This window comes from Pseudomonas segetis (genome assembly GCF_900188155.1).
Lineage (GTDB): Bacteria > Pseudomonadota > Gammaproteobacteria > Pseudomonadales > Pseudomonadaceae > Aquipseudomonas > Aquipseudomonas segetis.
On sequence record NZ_FZOG01000002.1, the window covers coordinates 929,620 to 947,246 of the forward strand.

The 17,627-nt window shown below is 58.2% G+C and carries 18 protein-coding genes; 15 read left to right on the forward strand and 3 right to left on the reverse strand.

Translation table 11 applies throughout. The features are described from left to right. The first annotated feature begins 99 nt into the window (after positions 1 to 99). From CHB79_RS10165 to ureC, 13 genes are all read left to right on the forward strand, one after another. Entirely contained in the window at positions 100 to 2,868 is a 2,769-nt protein-coding gene (locus CHB79_RS10165) for a hybrid sensor histidine kinase/response regulator (protein ID WP_245851423.1), read from the forward strand. Between the two features lie 147 nt (positions 2,869 to 3,015). Further along, entirely contained in the window at positions 3,016 to 3,612 is a 597-nt protein-coding gene (locus CHB79_RS10170) for a MarC family protein (protein ID WP_089359766.1), read from the forward strand. Between the two features lie 194 nt (positions 3,613 to 3,806). After that, complete coding sequence (gene urtA / locus CHB79_RS10175; protein ID WP_089359767.1) at positions 3,807 to 5,075, forward strand: urea ABC transporter substrate-binding protein; 1,269 nt, start codon at positions 3,807 to 3,809, stop codon at positions 5,073 to 5,075. A gap of 123 nt (positions 5,076 to 5,198) precedes the next feature. Next, positions 5,199 to 6,776 (forward strand): urea ABC transporter permease subunit UrtB, encoded by a 1,578-nt coding sequence (gene urtB / locus CHB79_RS10180; RefSeq protein WP_089359971.1) that lies wholly within the window; start codon positions 5,199 to 5,201, stop codon positions 6,774 to 6,776. Continuing rightward, positions 6,776 to 7,867 carry an urea ABC transporter permease subunit UrtC gene (gene urtC, locus CHB79_RS10185; protein ID WP_425439591.1) on the forward strand — a complete coding sequence of 364 codons (1,092 nt, stop codon included), beginning with the start codon at positions 6,776 to 6,778 and terminating at the stop codon, positions 7,865 to 7,867. The genes urtB and urtC overlap by 1 nt, the downstream gene beginning before the upstream one ends. Beyond that, entirely contained in the window at positions 7,864 to 8,715 is an 852-nt protein-coding gene (gene urtD, locus CHB79_RS10190; RefSeq protein WP_089359768.1) for an urea ABC transporter ATP-binding protein UrtD, read from the forward strand. Before urtC ends, urtD begins: the two co-directional genes overlap by 4 nt. Before the next feature lie 69 nt (positions 8,716 to 8,784). Continuing rightward, entirely contained in the window at positions 8,785 to 9,483 is a 699-nt protein-coding gene (gene urtE / locus CHB79_RS10195; protein WP_089359769.1) for an urea ABC transporter ATP-binding subunit UrtE, read from the forward strand. Between the two features lie 79 nt (positions 9,484 to 9,562). Next, positions 9,563 to 10,414, forward strand: a complete 852-nt coding sequence (locus CHB79_RS10200) for an urease accessory protein UreD (RefSeq protein WP_089359770.1) — start codon at positions 9,563 to 9,565, stop codon at positions 10,412 to 10,414. A 39-nt stretch (positions 10,415 to 10,453) separates the two neighbouring features. Beyond that, positions 10,454 to 10,756, forward strand: a complete 303-nt coding sequence (gene ureA, locus CHB79_RS10205) for an urease subunit gamma (protein ID WP_010488306.1) — start codon at positions 10,454 to 10,456, stop codon at positions 10,754 to 10,756. A 26-nt stretch (positions 10,757 to 10,782) separates the two neighbouring features. Then, positions 10,783 to 11,304, forward strand: coding sequence for a GNAT family N-acetyltransferase (locus CHB79_RS10210; protein WP_089359771.1), 522 nt, complete (start codon positions 10,783 to 10,785; stop codon positions 11,302 to 11,304). Between the two features lie 6 nt (positions 11,305 to 11,310). Further along, a complete protein-coding gene (locus CHB79_RS10215) occupies positions 11,311 to 11,844 on the forward strand; it encodes a GNAT family N-acetyltransferase (protein WP_089359772.1) in 534 nt (177 codons plus the stop codon). Beyond that, positions 11,841 to 12,146 carry an urease subunit beta gene (locus CHB79_RS10220; RefSeq protein ID WP_089359773.1) on the forward strand — a complete coding sequence of 102 codons (306 nt, stop codon included), beginning with the start codon at positions 11,841 to 11,843 and terminating at the stop codon, positions 12,144 to 12,146. Before CHB79_RS10215 ends, CHB79_RS10220 begins: the two co-directional genes overlap by 4 nt. A 28-nt stretch (positions 12,147 to 12,174) precedes the next feature. Further along, positions 12,175 to 13,875 (forward strand): urease subunit alpha, encoded by a 1,701-nt coding sequence (gene ureC / locus CHB79_RS10225; RefSeq protein WP_089359774.1) that lies wholly within the window; start codon positions 12,175 to 12,177, stop codon positions 13,873 to 13,875. A gap of 81 nt (positions 13,876 to 13,956) precedes the next feature. Here ureC and CHB79_RS10230 read toward each other — a convergent pair whose 3' ends face one another. The 3 genes from CHB79_RS10230 to CHB79_RS10240 all read right to left on the reverse strand — a co-directional run bounded on the left by CHB79_RS10230 (position 13,957) and on the right by CHB79_RS10240 (position 16,013). Next, on the reverse strand, positions 13,957 to 14,223 hold the full coding sequence (locus CHB79_RS10230) for a DksA/TraR family C4-type zinc finger protein (protein ID WP_010488312.1): 267 nt from the start codon (positions 14,221 to 14,223) through the stop codon (positions 13,957 to 13,959). Positions 14,224 to 14,301: 78 nt separating this feature from the next. Beyond that, positions 14,302 to 15,165 (reverse strand): isocitrate lyase/PEP mutase family protein, encoded by an 864-nt coding sequence (locus tag CHB79_RS10235; protein WP_010488314.1) that lies wholly within the window; start codon positions 15,163 to 15,165, stop codon positions 14,302 to 14,304. A 77-nt stretch (positions 15,166 to 15,242) separates the two neighbouring features. Further along, positions 15,243 to 16,013 carry a substrate-binding periplasmic protein gene (locus CHB79_RS10240; RefSeq protein WP_089359775.1) on the reverse strand — a complete coding sequence of 257 codons (771 nt, stop codon included), beginning with the start codon at positions 16,011 to 16,013 and terminating at the stop codon, positions 15,243 to 15,245. Positions 16,014 to 16,358: 345 nt separating this feature from the next. On the opposite strand from CHB79_RS10240, the gene CHB79_RS10245 reads away from it, so the two are divergent. Beyond that, positions 16,359 to 17,087 carry a VC0807 family protein gene (locus CHB79_RS10245; RefSeq protein ID WP_089359973.1) on the forward strand — a complete coding sequence of 243 codons (729 nt, stop codon included), beginning with the start codon at positions 16,359 to 16,361 and terminating at the stop codon, positions 17,085 to 17,087. Between the two features lie 76 nt (positions 17,088 to 17,163). Then, positions 17,164 to 17,601 carry a YqaA family protein gene (locus CHB79_RS10250; protein WP_089359776.1) on the forward strand — a complete coding sequence of 146 codons (438 nt, stop codon included), beginning with the start codon at positions 17,164 to 17,166 and terminating at the stop codon, positions 17,599 to 17,601. Positions 17,602 to 17,627: the final 26 nt, after the last annotated feature.

Below are 17,627 nucleotides of genomic sequence, written 5' to 3' on the forward strand. Positions count from 1 at the left end.
CAATTCATGACAAAGGCGTCCAATTGGCCGTCTTTGTCATGTTTGCCCATTAATCTATTACCCTATAATCCTTCAACTAACTTTCGAAGGGAATTCACTGTGCATCGGCTCGGGACTGCCACCAAACTGCTAATCGGCTTACTGCTGACAGTTTTCCTGCACCTGCCTGCCCATGCCGCAGCAAGCGCCAAGTGGTCGATCCTCAACGACTCCAGCGGCGAACTGCAGCTCAGTGACATCCGCTCCCCGCAACACAGTACCCAGTTCGCACCTGTCGATATCAGCGACCTGCTGACCAGCGGCGGCAATACCGCCGCGTGGCTGCATTACCGGCTTGAGCCGAGCAACCAGCAGATCCTGATCAGAATCTTCGCGCCCTATCTCTCTTACCTAGACCTCTATGTAATGGATGGCGAAAAGCTGCTCGACCATGTCCGCACCGGCAACAAGCTACCGCTGTCGAGCCGGCCGTTGAGAAGTCGAGACTTTTTGTTGCCACTGCCTATTGTCGATAAACCTATCGACGTTTACCTGCGCCTGGCCTCTCCCCAGATGCTGCGCCCTGCCATATCGATGGCCAACGCCCAAGACATTGCCGCCAATGAAAACCGGCCCCTGCTGTATGGCATTTTATTGGGCTGTATCTTCATGCTCGCACTGTACAACCTGGTGCGCTATTGGCTGAGCCGCGAGCTCTCCAACCTATGGCTCTTCGCAACCAATCTGTTCCTGTTGTTTGCCGCCTGTACCTTGCTCGGCATCACCAGCGACGGGGTTAATAGCCTGCAGCGCTACCAGGCGCTGGCGGCCAACCTGTCGATGCTGGCCGCGCTGCTCTGTTCGCTGGCTCTGACCTGGAGTTTCTTCCGTGACGGCCCGTCCTATCCTTTCCTCAAGCGCCTGATAGTCACGGAATTCATTGTGGTCGCTGGCCTGTGTGCCGCCACGCTGACCACCACGTTCATGTCGTTTTCCCTGTTGCTCTATATCGCTTCAGGCCTTTGTGGCCTGAGTATTTTGCTGGTTGCACTGCACCAGTGGCGCAGCGGGTATGCACCGGCGCGGTTATTTTTCGTCTCGATTGCCATCCTCTGCGCAGCCTGCATCGCATCACTGCCCATCCACATTGGCATCTGGCCGATGCCCTCGGATTGGCTTGGCTACAGCTTCCTGCTCACCATAATCATCAGCAGCAGCGTGCTGTGCCTTGCCATCAGTGAAAGACAACGACGCATCACCCACGAGCGATTCAGCTCAAGCCGTGAGTTGGCAGCCAGTTCAGCCGAGCTCAAGGCCAAAGGCGAATTTCTGGCCAAGATCAGCCATGAAATTCGCACCCCGATGAATGGGGTCCTGGGCATGACCGAATTGCTACTTGGCACCCCGCTTTCAACCAAGCAACGCGACTATGTGCAAACGATCCACAGCTCTGGCAATGAGCTGCTTAGCTTGATCAACGAGATCCTCGATATCTCCAAGCTCGAGTCCGGGCAAATTGAACTGGACGACGTACAGTTCGACTTGAATGCATTGATCGAAGACTGCCTGGACATATTCCGCGCCAAAGCCGAGCAGCAAAAAGTCGAGCTGATCAGTTTTATCCAACCCCAGGTCCCGCGTGTGATCAGCGGCGATCCGACGCGCATACGCCAGGCCCTGTTGAGCCTGTTGGACAATGCCTTCAAGCAAACCGACGAAGGCGAGATCCTGTTGATCGCAGCGCTTGAGAGCAGCGGCGGCAAACCGCGCCTGCGCCTTGCGGTGCAAGACAGCGGCAAGCCAATGGCCCCGAGCGAACGCAATGCATTGCTGCATGCCGAACTGCACAGCAAGGACTTCCTGGCGGCAACCAAACTTGGCGGGCGCCTGGGACTGATCATCGCCCGGCAACTGATCCGCTTGATGGATGGCGAGTTCGGCATCCAGAACGGCAGCAGCCAGGGCTCGACCTTGTGGTTGAGCGTGCCAATCGACAGCAAGCTTCTTGAGCAGCCTACCGCCGACCTCGACAGCCCGTTGCAAGATGCCCGGCTGTTGATCGTCGATGACAACGAGACCTGCCGCAAGGTACTGCTGCAACAATGCAGTGCATGGGGACTCAATGTCAGCGCTGTACCCTCAGGCAAGGAAGCGCTGGCGTTATTGCGTAGCAAAGTGCATATGGGCGAATACTTTGATGTGGTCTTGCTTGACCAGGAAATGCCCGGCATGAACGGCATGCAGCTGGCGGCGAAAATCAAGGAAGACCCAAGTTTGAATCGCGACATATTGCTGATCATGCTCACCGGGATCAGCAACATGCCGAGCAAGATCATTGCCCGCAACGCCGGGATCAAGCGTATTCTGGCCAAGCCGGTTGCCGGCTACACATTGAAAGCAACCCTGGCGGATGAGTTGACCCACCGCCGCGATGACAAGCCGTTGCAGTCCGCGTCAGGCAAGGCTTCGACCTATAAGCCACCTGCCGACTTCCAGATCCTGGTTGCCGAAGACAACACCATTTCCACCAAGGTCATTCGCGGCATGCTCGGCAAGCTCAACCTGGAGCCAGACACTGCCAGCAATGGCGAGGAAGCCCTGCAGGCGATCAAGTCGAAACGTTATGACCTGGTGCTGATGGATTGCGAGATGCCAGTACTCGATGGTTTTTCAGCCACCGAACTGCTGCGCGCCTGGGAGGCAGCCGGACACCATCCTCGCACCCCTGTGGTTGCGCTCACCGCCCATATTCTCAGCGAGCACAAAGAACGTGCGCGCCAGGCTGGCATGGATGGGCACATGTCCAAACCCGTAGAGCTTTCGCAACTGCGTGAACTGATCAATTACTGGATAGACCAGCGCTCGGCACGCAATAGCACAGCCCCTTGATCCACAATCCAGGGGCTCGCCCCTCATCAAGACTGGAGATCGGCTGCTCGATCGCCGATCATATGCGCCATCACAGGGCAAGACTCTACACCCGGCCTGAGCCAATACGCTCGCCCATCAACCATTTTTGCAGTTAAGAGCCCGATAATGGCGTCCGACTTATTCAGCCTGTACCTCAAGCTCCTTGTGCTCTACAGCCCCTTCTTCGTGTTGTCGTGCTTTATTGGCTTGAGCCGTGGCTACACCATCAAGGAGCGCAAGAAACTGGCGTATAAAGTCGCCACCGGCGTTCTCGTGGCCAGTGTATTGCTGTACCTGTTCGGCAAATACATTTTCACCTTGTTTGGCATCACCATCGATGCATTCCGGATTGGCGCCGGCAGCGTGTTGTTTATTTCGGCGCTGGGCATGGCCCAGGGGAAATCAGCGGTGCAGACCGATAACGTGCAGCAGGACGTGACCATAGTGCCGCTGACCATACCCCTGACTGTCGGCCCCGGAACCATAGGTGCGCTGCTGTTGATGGGCGCCAGCCAACCGCATTGGGCCGACAAGATCATCGCCATCCTGGGCATCGCCCTGGCCAGCGTTACCGTTGGCGTAGTGCTCTACTTGTCCAACCAGTTCGAGCGCTTGCTGGGCGACCAGGGCCTGCAGATAGTCAGCCGCCTGATGGGGCTTTTTGTCTGCGCATTGGCCGCACAAATCATCTTTACCGGGGTCAAGAACTACCTGATGCCCTAATCCGGTGCGCGACCGTCTGTCGAGTGTTTGTCTCGGCCATTCACGCACCATTGCAGCGCAACAACAAAGCTAGCAGTAGTCTAAAACACAAGTAAAACACTTTAAAAACAGCAAGTTACATTGTTTGGCACGGATGCTGCCATTGGAATCAAGACTCAAAGTCTCTTCCAACAGCTGCGCATGGAGCCATAAGAATGAAACGCCGTCCTTTCCTGAAAACAACACTTGCCGCAAGTGCCTTGCTTCTCAGCGGTCTATTCCCGTTCAGTGCACACGCAGCCGATACCATCAAGGTCGGCATTCTCCACTCGCTCTCCGGCACCATGGCCATTTCAGAAACCTCTCTGAAAGACATGGCGCTGATGACCATCGACGAGATCAACGCCAAGGGCGGCGTACTCGGCAAGCAACTGGAACCTGTGGTGGTGGATCCAGCATCGAACTGGCCGCTGTTTGCTGAAAAAGGCCGTCAACTGCTGACCCAGGACAAAGTCGCTGTGACCTTTGGCTGCTGGACCTCGGTCTCGCGCAAATCGGTGCTGCCGGTCTACGAAGAACTCAATGGCTTGCTGTTCTATCCGGTTCAGTACGAGGGTGAAGAGCTCTCGCCCAATGTGTTCTACACCGGCGCAGCGCCAAACCAACAGGCAATTCCAGCTGTTGAATACCTGATGAGCGAAGATGGCGGCAGCGCCAAGCGCTTCTTCCTGCTGGGCACCGACTACGTCTACCCACGCACCACCAACAAGATCCTGCGTGCCTTCCTGCACAGCAAAGGCGTGGCCGACAAAGACATTGAAGAGGTCTACACCCCATTCGGCCACAGCGACTACCAAACCATTGTTGCCAACATCAAGAAGTTCTCGGCTGGCGGTAAAACAGCGGTTATCTCAACGGTCAATGGCGACTCCAACGTGCCTTTCTACAAAGAACTGGCCAACCAGGGCATCGAAGCCACTGACGTCCCGGTCATTGCCTTCTCGGTGGGCGAAGAAGAGCTGCGTGGCATAGACACCAAACCTCTGGTCGGCCAGCTGGCGGCCTGGAACTACTTTGAATCGGTTGAAAACCCGGTCAACGAAGACTTCGTCAAAAAATGGAAAGCCTACGCCAAGGCCAAGAACCTGCCGGGCGCTGACAAAGCCGTCACCAATGACCCAATGGAAGCCACCTACGTGGGCATCAACATGTGGGCCCAGGCGGTTGAAAAAGCCGGAACCACTGATGTGGATAAAGTTCGTGACGCCATGGCCGGGCAAACCTTCGCCGCGCCATCGGGCTTCACCCTGACCATGGATAAAACCAACCATCACCTGCACAAGCCGGTGATGATTGGCGAGATTCAGGACAACGGTCAGTTTGATGTGGTCTGGCAGACCGACAGCCCAATCCGCGCCCAGCCTTGGAGCCCTTATATCGAGGGTAACGACAAGAAGCCGGACTACGCCGTTAAATCCGAGTAGAGGACTGGCGGCTCGCTCCAGGGCCGCCAGCGTTAATACGCCCAGCGCCTGGCTTGCCAGCCAAGCGCTGGTCACGCCAAAACCTCCATCAAGAGAGGTGGTGCTTTAACAGGGAACTGCATGATGACCACTGCCCTTTACCGGCTTTTATTCGCGCTATTGCTCTGCTTTCAATGGTCGAGCAGTTACGCGGGAGACGCTGCTGATTTCAGCGCCGCCAACTCCTCGAAACAGGCCAAGCTGCTGCAAGCCTGGGCGGCTGCACCCGATGCTGCTCGCCTGCCATTGCTTGAATCGCTGCAAAACGGCCGTGTTGAAGCCGATAGCAACAAGACCCCCTTCTACAAGACCGACACAGGCTACCAAGCTGCCGAAGGCGGTGATCTGGAACCCGTCGGCAAGCTGCGCAAACTGCGTTTGAACAACCGCCTGCGCGGCCTGATCGCCATCACCATGGCCAGTCACCAATTATTTTCCACCGACCCGGCCGTTCGCCTGCTAGCCGCACAAGAACTGCAGAAAAGCGCCAAGCCAGCGCAGTTGCAACTGCTCAATGAACGCCTGGCCCAGGAAGATGATGCCGATGTCAGCGAAGCATTGTCACTGGCCCTCGCCAGCCTGCAGTTGATTGACAGCGACCCTCAGGTGCGTCTGGCGGCTGTGCGCCTGTTGGGTGAAACCGGCCAACCGCTGGCCCGTGTACGCCTGGAAAGACTGCTCGCCGACAGCAACGAAACCGATGCTGCGGTGCGCACCGCCGCTGAAACCAGCCTGGCGCAAGTCAAACGGCGCTTGATGATTGGCGAACTGCTCGGCCAGGCTTTCAGTGGCATGAGCCTCGGTTCGATCTTGCTGCTCGCAGCGCTGGGCCTTGCAATCACCTTCGGCCTGCTCGGCGTGATCAATATGGCCCACGGCGAGATGCTGATGCTGGGTGCCTACTCGACCTACATGGTGCAGGTCATGTTCCAGCGCTTCGCCCCTGAAGCAATCGCCCTGTATCCGCTGGTTGCGCTGCCCGTGGCCTTCTTCGTCACCGCCGCAATCGGCATGGCCCTGGAGCGTACGGTCATCCGCCACCTGTACGGGCGGCCACTGGAAACCCTGCTGGCAACCTGGGGGATCAGCCTGATCCTGATTCAATTGGTGCGGGTGCTTTTCGGCGCGCAAAACGTCGAGGTGGCCAACCCTTACTGGCTGTCTGGTGGTATCCAGGTGCTGCCAAACCTGGTGCTGCCCTACAACCGCATCGTGATCATCGCCTTTGCCTTGTTCGTGGTGGTTCTGACCTGGCTGCTGCTGAACAAGACCCGATTGGGCCTCAACGTTCGCGCCGTCACCCAGAACCGCAACATGGCGGCGTGCTGCGGCGTGCCGACCGGACGTGTGGACATGCTCGCCTTTGGCCTCGGCTCGGGCATTGCCGGCCTTGGTGGCGTGGCCCTGAGCCAGATTGGCAACGTCGGCCCTGACCTTGGCCAGAGCTACATCATCGACTCTTTCCTGGTGGTGGTTCTGGGCGGTGTGGGCCAGCTGGCCGGCAGTGTCACGGCGGCGTTTGGCCTGGGCATCGCCAACAAGATTCTTGAACCGCAGATCGGCGCTGTCCTCGGCAAGATCCTCATCCTTGCCTTGATCATCCTGTTTATCCAGAAACGCCCGCAAGGCTTGTTTGCACTTAAAGGACGGGTAATCGATTAATGACTATGCCCCTGAATCAAACCCTGCTGGCACGTACCAGCGCCAAGCTTGGCCCGAGGCTGTCAATTGCCGTGGGCGCTGTCGTCCTGGCCCTGTTGATCGCCCTGCCGCTGCTGCACCTGACGCCCGCCGACAGTGCATTTCATGTCAACGCCTATACCTTGACCCTGGTCGGCAAGATCCTGTGCTACGCCATTGTCGCCCTGGCCCTGGACCTCGTCTGGGGCTATGCCGGATTGCTTTCACTGGGCCACGGTTTGTTCTTTGCGCTGGGTGGCTACGCCATGGGCATGTACCTGATGCGCCAATCCGCCGGTGATGGTTTGCCAGCCTTCATGAGCTTTCTCGCCTGGAAAGAACTGCCTTGGTACTGGGTGGGAACCGATCACTTCATCTGGGCCTTGTGCCTGGTGGTGTTGGCCCCCGGCTTGCTGGCCTTGGTTTTCGGATTCTTCGCCTTCCGTTCGCGGATCAAGGGCGTGTACTTCTCGATCATGACCCAAGCGCTGACCTTCGCCGGCATGCTGCTGTTCTTTCGTAATGAAACCGGCTTTGGTGGCAACAACGGCTTCACCGACTTCAAGCGTATTCTCGGCTTTGATATCACAGCGCCCGCGACCCGCGCCGCGTTGTTTCTAGCCACGGTCATCCTGTTGGTTGCCAGCTTGCTGCTCGGCTGGAAGCTGGCCAGGAGCAAGTTTGGCCGGGTGCTGACAGCCCTGCGCGATGCGGAAAACCGCTTGATGTTCTGCGGCTACGACCCGCGCGGCTACAAGCTGTTTATCTGGGTGCTGTCGGCGGTGTTGTGTGGCTTGGCCGGGGCGCTCTATGTTCCACAGGTCGGCATCATCAACCCCAGCGAAATGTCACCAACCAACTCGATCGAGGCGGCGGTATGGGTGGCCCTGGGCGGTCGCGGCACCCTGATCGGCCCGTTGCTCGGCGCCGGAGTGGTCAATGGCATGAAGAGCTGGTTCACCGTGGCATTCCCCGAGTACTGGCTGTTCGCACTCGGCGCGCTGTTTATCCTGATCACCCTGTACTTGCCGCACGGCATCATCGGCCTGCTCAAAAGAGGGGAAAAACAATGAGAGCCACACCCATCCCTGAGGCCATGCTCGAACCCATCCATGATCCGCTCGGCAGCGCCCGCGATGCAATCGGTGCCGGGCGCCTGGCGGAGAAAGGCCTTAACGTTCGCCACGGCACCATACTGACGCTGGAAGATATCAATGTCAGCTTCGATGGCTTTAAAGCCCTGACCAACCTCAACCTGTACATCGGCGTTGGCGAGTTGCGCTGCATTATCGGCCCCAATGGCGCTGGCAAGACCACCATGATGGATGTCATTACCGGTAAAACCCGCCCGGATAACGGCAGTGCCTACTTCGGTGAAACCCTGGACCTGACCCGCATGAGCGAGGTCGAGATCGCCCAATCCGGCATTGGCCGCAAGTTCCAGAAACCAACAGTATTCGAGGCGCTAAGCGTGTTCGAAAACCTCGAACTGGCGCAGAAGACCAATAAATCGGTATGGGCCAGTTTGCGCGCCAAACTCAGTGGCGAGCAACGCGAGCGGATTGACGAGGTGCTCGAAACCATTCGCCTGGAAGGCTCGCGTGAGCGCCAGGCAGGCTTGCTCTCCCATGGCCAGAAGCAGTTCCTTGAAATCGGCATGCTGCTGGTGCAGGACCCGCAACTGTTGCTGCTTGATGAGCCTGTCGCGGGGATGACCGACGCCGAGACCGAATTCACCGCCGAGTTGTTCAAGTCCCTGGCGCGCAAGCACTCATTGATGGTGGTTGAGCACGACATGGGCTTTGTCGGCTCAATCGCCGATCACGTCACCGTCCTGCATCAAGGCAGCGTGCTTGCCGAAGGTTCGCTTAATGATGTGCAGGCCGATGAGCGCGTGATCGAAGTTTATCTTGGCCGCTAAACCCCATAAGTAATTGTGTCTGGATGAGCGCCTCAGCATCCGCAAATATGCTCAAGCAAGGAATATCCCATGTTGCAAGTTCAACAATTGCACCAGTACTACGGCGGCAGCCACATTCTGCGGGGCTTGTCGTTCGAGGCCAGGATCGGCGAAGTCACCTGCCTGTTGGGGCGCAATGGCGTCGGTAAAACCACCTTGCTCAAATGCCTGATGGGCCTGATCCCCGCCAGGCAGGGCGACATCAACTGGGAAGACCAGGCTATCACCGGCTTCAAGCCGCACCAGCGTGTGCATGCCGGCATTGCCTACGTGCCGCAAGGACGTGAAATATTCGGCCGACTCACCGTAGAAGAAAACCTGTTGATGGGCCTTTCGCGCTTTCCCGGCAGCCAGGCCAAGGAAGTGCCCGGGTTTATTTATGAGCTGTTTCCGGTACTCAAGGAGATGAAGCTGCGCCGCGGTGGCGACCTGTCTGGCGGGCAGCAACAGCAACTGGCTATCGGCCGTGCCCTGGCCAGCCAACCACGCCTGCTGATACTCGATGAGCCGACTGAAGGTATCCAGCCATCGGTGATCAAGGAGATCGGCGTGGTGATCAAGAAACTGGCTGAGCGTGGCGACATGGCGATCCTGTTGGTCGAGCAGTTCTACGACTTTGCCGCTGAGCTGGCCGATCAGTATCTGGTGATGTCGCGGGGCGAAATCATCCAGCAAGGGCGCGGTGAAACCATGGAGGCAGACGGCGTAAGAGGCTTGGTGGCGATTTAAGGTTTCGGGCTTTTAAAAGCCGCGAGCAGCACCCAAACTAGCCCATACGCTTAACTCGAGTCTGAATAGTCAGCGCCTTATGAATGCACCAATTACCCAAGGCATTTTCACGCCCAGCTGGCACGCCGAGCTGGAGCTTGGCTATGCCCACGACACCGACACGACAAGGCCGGTCATGCGCCGCCACAAAGGCCCGTTGCGGGTGCAGAAACACCTGTACGCCGAAGGCCCGAAAGTGTGCCAGCACATTATTGTCCACCCGCCGGGAGGCATCGCCGGAGGCGATCGCCTGGATATCGACATCAACCTCGGCGAGAACGCATGGGCACAATTAACCAGTCCCGGCGCCGCCAAATGGTATCGCGCCGCTGGCCCGGCTTATCAGCAATTGAATATACGGGTTGAAGCCGGTGCGACACTGGAATGGATGCCGCAGGAAACCATCGTATACAGCGCCGCCCAGGCCGAGCTGGTCAGCGACATTGAGCTGATTGGCGATGGCAAACTATTTTACTGGGACATAGTCGCCCTGGGACGCCCGGCCAGTGATGAACGCTTCGATCTTGGCCACTTTCAGGCCGAACTGAATATCCGCCGCGATGGCGAGTTGCTCTGGCATGAGCGTCAACGCGTAGTCGGCGATGACGGCTTGCTCGACTCGCCGATCGGCCTGGATGGCTATCCGGTGTTCGCCACCTTGCTGCTCAGCGCCGAGATTGCCCCTGAGTTGCTTGAGCAATGCCGCGAACTGGCAGCAGACAACAGGCTGGAGCTACGCGGCGACCTCAGCCAGTTGCCAGGCATATTGGTCGCTCGCTGCCTGGCCCGCGAGGCCCTGCATGCTCGTGCCTGGCTGATCCAGCTGTGGCAACTTCTGCGCCCTGCGGTACTTGGCCGTGAAGCCGTACCACCAAGAATCTGGAACACCTAATTTTCGACGCTTTTTCGCGTCCAGCCTGGAGATGCACAGATGGATTTAAGTCCACGGGAAAAAGACAAACTGCTGATTTTCACTGCCGGGCTGGTGGCCGAGCGCCGCTTGGCACGCGGGGTCAAGCTTAACTACCCGGAAGCCATTGCCTTGATTTCCGCAGCGCTGCTCGAAGGCGCGCGCGACGGTCAGACAGTCGCTGAGTTGATGCACTTCGGCACCACCCTGCTCAGCCGCGACCAGGTCATGGAAGGCATACCGGAAATGATCCCGGAGATTCAGGTCGAGGCGACTTTTCCAGATGGGACCAAACTGGTCACCGTGCACCAGCCCATTGCCTGACTGGACGCTGCATCGAGGAGTTTGCCGTGAATATCGACAACGCCACTGAACAAGACCTGCCCGAGTTGCTGGCGATTTATAACGATGCCGTGCTCAACAGCACCGCCATCTGGAATGAAACGATGGTGGACTTGGAAAACCGGCGCCTCTGGCTACGCGAGCGCCTGGCTGCGGGTTTCCCCGTGCTTGCTGCCCGCAACAGCACGGGACGCCTGGTTGGCTACGCCACCTATGGCACCTGGCGCAGTATCGAGGGGTTCAAACACACCGTTGAGCACTCGGTGTACGTTTGCGCCGACCAACGCGGCCTGGGCATAGGTCCGGCGCTGATGAAAGCGCTGATTGAGCGCGCACGCAGCGCCAACCTGCATGTGATGGTCGCGGCGATCGAGAGCGAAAACCGCGCTTCGATTCGCCTGCACAAACAGCTGGGATTCATCACCACCGGGCAGATGCCCCAGGTGGGACGCAAGTTCGACCGCTGGCTAGACCTGACATTCATGCAGCTCAACCTGAACGCGGACGAACAGGACGACGACAAGGAGTAACGCCGAATGAGCAGGGCCCAACTACGTCGCGTACACCCCGAAAGCTTTGCCCACTATCGCCCGGGCCTGGTTGAACTGCTGTTCGATGCCGTCAGGCACGGCGCATCGGTCGGTTTCCTGGCGGACCTGAGCGAAGACCAGGCATGCGACTACATGAGCCTTGTCCAAGCTGGCGTCAATGCTGGCAACCTGCTGCTTTGGGTGGTCGTAGACAACGAACAGGTGCTGGCCAGCGTACAGCTCGAGTTATGCCAAAAGGCCAATGGTCGCAATCGCGCCGAAGTGCAAAAGCTATTGGTTTTGCACCAGGTCCGCCGCCATGGCCTGGGCCAGCAACTGATGCGTGCGGTTGAACAAGAAGCCATCAAGCAAAGGCGCGGCCTGCTCTATCTCGATACCGAGGCAGGCTCGACCGCCGAAGCTTTCTACCGCAGCCAGGGCTACCAGCGGGTCGGTGAGCTGCCCAACTATTGCCAAAGCCCCGACGGTAGTTATTCACCGACGGCCATTTATTTCAAAACCATGGGACAACCCGCATGATTCCAGGTGAATACCAGGTCCTGCCCGGCGACATCGAACTCAACGTAGGCCGGCGCACCATCACCCTTGACGTAGCCAACAGCGGCGACCGCCCGATTCAGGTGGGTTCGCACTATCACTTCTTCGAAGCCAACGATGCTCTGACCTTCGACCGCACGGCAGCCCGAGGCATGCGCCTGAATATTCCGGCTGGCACCGCTGTGCGCTTCGAACCGGGCCAGTCGCGCCAGGTGGAGTTGGTTGACCTGGCTGGAGAGCGCCGCGTGTTCGGTTTTGCCGGACGAATTATGGGTGACCTTTGATACGCCAGCCTGACACAGGACATATTCAATGAAAATCAGCAGACAAGCCTACGCAGACATGTATGGCCCGACCGTTGGCGACAAGGTACGCCTGGCCGATACCGAACTCTGGGTCGAGGTCGAGAAGGATTTCACCCATTACGGTGAGGAAGTAAAGTTCGGCGGCGGCAAGGTCATTCGCGACGGCATGGGCCAGGGTCAACTCTGCGCCAGGGATGTCGTCGATACCCTGATCACCAACGCATTGATCATCGACCACTGGGGCGTGGTCAAGGCCGATGTCGGCATCAAGGACGGACGGATCGCGGCCATCGGTAAAGGTGGCAACGCCGATATCCAGCCGGATGTAACCATCGCCGTCGGCGCGGGCACTGAAGTCATTGCGGGCGAAGGCATGATCCTCACCGCCGGCGGCATCGACACCCATATTCACTTCATCTGCCCACAGCAGATTGAAGAAGCCTTGATGAGCGGCGTGACCACCATGATTGGTGGCGGCACCGGCCCGGCAACCGGCACCAACGCCACGACCTGCACTTCTGGCCCCTGGCACATGGCGCGCATGCTGCAGGCGGCCGATGCCTTCCCGATGAACATGGGTTTCACCGGCAAAGGCAACGCCAGCCTGCCGGAGCCGCTGGTCGAGCAAGTCAAAGCCGGGGCCATTGGCCTCAAGCTGCATGAAGACTGGGGCACCACGCCAGCGGCTATCGACAATTGCCTGAGCGTTGCCGACCAGTACGACGTGCAGGTAGCCATCCATACCGACACACTGAATGAGTCGGGCTTCGTCGAAACCACCCTTGGCGCTTTCAAGGACCGCACCATTCACACCTACCACACCGAAGGCGCCGGTGGCGGCCATGCACCGGACATTATCAAGGCCTGCGGCTTCCCCAACGTGCTGCCCAGCTCGACCAACCCGACCCGGCCCTTCACCATGAACACCATCGATGAACACCTCGATATGCTTATGGTTTGCCATCACCTGGACCCAAGCATTGCCGAGGACGTAGCGTTCGCGGAAAGCCGCATTCGCCGTGAAACCATCGCCGCCGAAGATATCCTGCATGACCTGGGCGCCTTCTCGATGATCAGCTCGGACAGCCAGGCCATGGGCCGCGTCGGCGAGGTCATCACCCGCACCTGGCAGACGGCCGACAAGATGAAACAACAGCGCGGCGCCTTGCCGGGTGACGGCGAGGGCAACGACAACTTCCGTATCAAGCGCTATATCGCCAAGTACACCATCAACCCGGCGATCACCCACGGCATCAGCCATGAAGTCGGCTCGATCGAAGTCGGCAAATGGGCAGACCTGGTGCTTTGGCGCCCGGCGTTCTTCGGCGTCAAACCCAGCTTGATTCTCAAGGGCGGGGCAATTGCCGCCAGCTTGATGGGCGACGCAAACGCCTCGATCCCAACGCCGCAACCCGTTCATTACCGCCCCATGTTCGCCAGTTACGGCGGTTCTCGCCATGCAACCTGCCTGACCTTTATCAGCCAGGCCGCGATGGCGGCCGGGGTCCCCGAGCAGTTGGGCTTAAAGAAACAGATCGCGGTGGTAAAAGGCTGTCGCGAGGTCAAGAAAACCGACCTGATCCACAATGACTACCTGCCAGATATCGAGGTCGATGCGCAGAACTACCAAGTAAAGGCCGACGGCCAGCTGCTCTGGTGTGAGCCTGCGCAAACCCTGCCAATGGCCCAACGGTACTTTCTGTTCTAGGAAGCGCTGCGGCTTGTTTGACGCGACAAAAACAACAAGGCCCGCAATTGCGGGCCTTGTTCCAGGTCATCAACAGGCGTGCTAGCGCAACTGGCTGTCCTTGCTGGCGCGGCGGTTGTAGCCCGCGCCGGCTGCGTTGGCTTTGTCTTCGGCCGCCTGGCAGGCCACGCACAGGCGCACCCCCTTGATGGCCTCACGCCTCGCTTGCGGGATAGGTGCATCGCACTCTTCGCAGTGGTGCAGGCTTTCGCCCCGCGGTAACTGGCTGCGCGCCCGCGCGACGGCATCCTCGATACTGCTGTCGATCTGCTCCTGTACCGCACCATCACTTGCCCAGCCGCCCGCCATGGGAACCTCCGGATAAATACCCCTGGTTCATTAGGATACCAATCCCGAGTAATTGGCAAGGGCAGGTCGTCGCCCGGGTTACTCCTTGACGTCCATGAACTCTTCAGCCCAGACAATGTACTCTTCGGGCAGGGTGTACTTGAGCGCCAGCTCCGAGGCGCTCAGCTCAGAGGCAACGGCCCCACGCTGTTCACGCAGGCAATCGTAGGTAGCCTTGATCGCAGCAAAATAGGCGGCGTGGCCATTCACCACGATACGCACGCCCAGCTTGGCCAGGCGTGCATCATCACGCAGCTTCGGGTTGCCGTAAGTCACCAGCATCAATGGCACGCTCAGGTGCTCGGCAATTTTCTCAAGGTGCTCGAAATCCTCGATACCCACGATGCAGATGCCGTCAGCTCCAGCTTGTTGATAGGCCAGGGTGCGGCTGATCACTTCGTCAATGCTGAGCACGCCAGCATGGGTCCGGGCGATGATCGCCAGGTCGGGGTCAACCCGCGCCTCAAGCGCCGCACGAATCTTGCCGACGCCTTCGGCGACACTGATCAAGTCCGTTGACTTACGCCCGAACTGAGCAGGCAACAAGGTATCCTCGATGGTCAGCGCGGCTATGCCGGCTCGTTCCAGTTCAACCACGGTACGCATGACATTGAGCGCGTTGCCATAACCGTGGTCGGCATCGGCTATGACCGGCAAGCGACTGACACGGCCAATACGGGTGGCCTGCTCGACAAATTCGCTGAGGGTAATCAAGGCAAAATCTGGTGCGGCGATGACCTGCAATGAGGCAACCGAACCGCCGAGGATACCCACTTCAAAACCCAGGTCGGCTGCGATGCGGGCTGACATCGGATCAAAAACCGAAGCAGTATGAAAACAACTCTCTGTGGCGAGCAAAGCGCGAAAAGCGCTGCGCAACTCATGGTGGGAAGCACGTTGCATGATTGGCATAGACTGAATTTTCCAAAAACTGATAGTGAAACGACGCTCGCTTTCGCCACGTTCCGTACTGGGCAGGATCAGGGCTGCACAGGTGGCGCACTTTGCCGAGGATCGGCATCGGGTAACCAGTGCTTCAAAATGGCTGAGAAACTGCCGTCATGGCGCATATCATCAAAGGCCCGTTGCCAGGTCGCGACAATTTTCGGGTCTGTCTTTAACGAAAAGGCAATGTAATAGGCCGATTGCATAAAAGGCACATGGCTCTGCACCTCAGCAACTTTCAGACCACCCGTGGCCAGTTCGTCCTTGAGCGTGACATCCTGAGTGGCAATCAGCTTAACCCGGCCATGTTTCAACATGGTCACCATATTCTTTGGGGTGCTGACGCCGTATAGATTTTCAAAGCCCAACTCACTCAGCGCATCATAGGTGTACCACTTCTTGGGTACAGCCAACGGCCCGCTCGCCTTGGCATCAAGCAGGCTATTGAACGTCAAGTGGCGCGATTTCAGCGAGTAGAAGCTGGTTGTGCCGACCAGGATCGGCCCCACCCATTGGAACAGTTTTTCGCGCTCAGGGGTACGCACCGTTGAGAAAATCGCGGTATTGGGCTCATGCAAGGCTTTATAGTAGCCGCGTGCCCAGGGCCTGATCTTTATCACCGCATCATGGCTGCCAGTACGTGAAATCAACTCGCGCGCAATCTCTACCGACATTCCGCGTAGCTGATTGTCTTCGGTAAAAGCCAGCGGTGCAGCCTCTTCGGTATACAGGCGTATGGCCGCACCGGCGCTGGTCGTTAACAGACTCAGCAGCACGGCGACACATTTCTGCTGCAATGAACGCATCAAGCCCGCCCCCTGTACTCACAATTATGATGGCGGTCATTGACCCCCAACGCTCAAAGCCTCGTCCAGTAGACGCCCAAACAGGCCCGTACATTACATTGATCGCAATGTTATCGGCCAACGCTTGGTGTTTGCTTAGCAAATGCCTCACACAGCGCAGTTTATCAATGCGTGCAAAAAACGATCTATAGACCCTAACACGACTCAATTGGGCACAACTTTCAGCGCAAATCGCACGCTTTGCTAACAGGCGGAACAAAAATCACACACTTGAACCGACAATCGGACTAGCCTCGAAGGCTCAAGCAGGCGATGATCGCCCTTCAACCCAGCACCATGACAGATATGATCGACACTACAGAAGCCACAACGCCTAAACACAAACCTCGCCCGCTCATCGATTTGCTTGTCAGCATCGTCATACCGTCATTGGTACTGATGAAGCTCAGCGGTGAAACACGTCTCGGCCCGGACGGTGCCTTGATGCTGGCATTGGCATTCCCCATTGGCTGGGGCGCGTTCGAGCTGATCAAGTACCGCAAATTCAATTTCATTGCGCTGCTGGGGCTGGTCAGTGTCTTGCTGACTGGCGGCATTGGCCTGTTGCACCTGAACAACCAGTGGCTGGCGATCAAGGAAGCCGCGGTACCCGGCGTAATTGGTATCGCCGTACTCGTGTCGACACGCACACGCTACCCCCTGATTCGTACCATGCTGTTCAACAAGACCATACTCAATGTCGACAAGATTCAGCAGCGGCTCGATGAAGGCGGCAACACCCAGCAGTTTGAAGCCCGCCTGCTCAAGGCCACCTACTTGCTCAGCGCCACCTTCTTTTTCTCATCGGTGATGAACTACATCCTGGCGCGCTGGATCGTTGTCAGCCCGGCAGGCAGCGAAGCCTTCAACGATGAACTGGGCCGTCTGACGCTGCTGAGCTATCCAATGATCGCGATCCCGTCGATGATCATGATGATGGCGATCTTCTATTACCTGTGGCGCACTATCCATGGCCTGACCGGCCTGAAACTGGAAGAAATCATGCACCAGGCTGAGCAAGACAAGCAGCCCTGAGCCCCAACAACGAGCATGACGGCTTGCGCCCTGGCATGGCTGAGCCCGTGCCAGTAAAGCGACGAGTCGCGCCTGCGTGCTGACACTTTCGGTTTACCTGGGGTTATTTCTCTCGGCCCTGGGGGCGGCGACCTTGCTGCCGCTGCAGTCTGAAGCCCTGTTGGTTGGCCTGTTGCTCAGCCATGACTACTCGACAGGACTGCTGCTACTGGCAGCCAGCGTGGGCAATGTTCTCGGTTCGCTGATCAACTGGTGGCTCGGCTGCTACATTGAACACTTCAGCAGGCGTCGCTGGTTTCCGGTCAAGCCACAGCAGCTTGAGCGCGCCCAGGACTTTTATGCACGCTACGGCCGCTGGAGCCTGCTGCTCAGCTGGGCGCCGGTTATTGGCGACCCACTGACCCTGGTCGCCGGGATCATGCGTGAGCCGTTGTGGCGCTTTCTATTGCTGGTCACCCTCGCCAAAGTCGCGCGCTACGGCATTTTGGCCGTAATTACCCTGAACCTCGGCTAGCCCACTTCCCTTCATTTGTCGCAAAG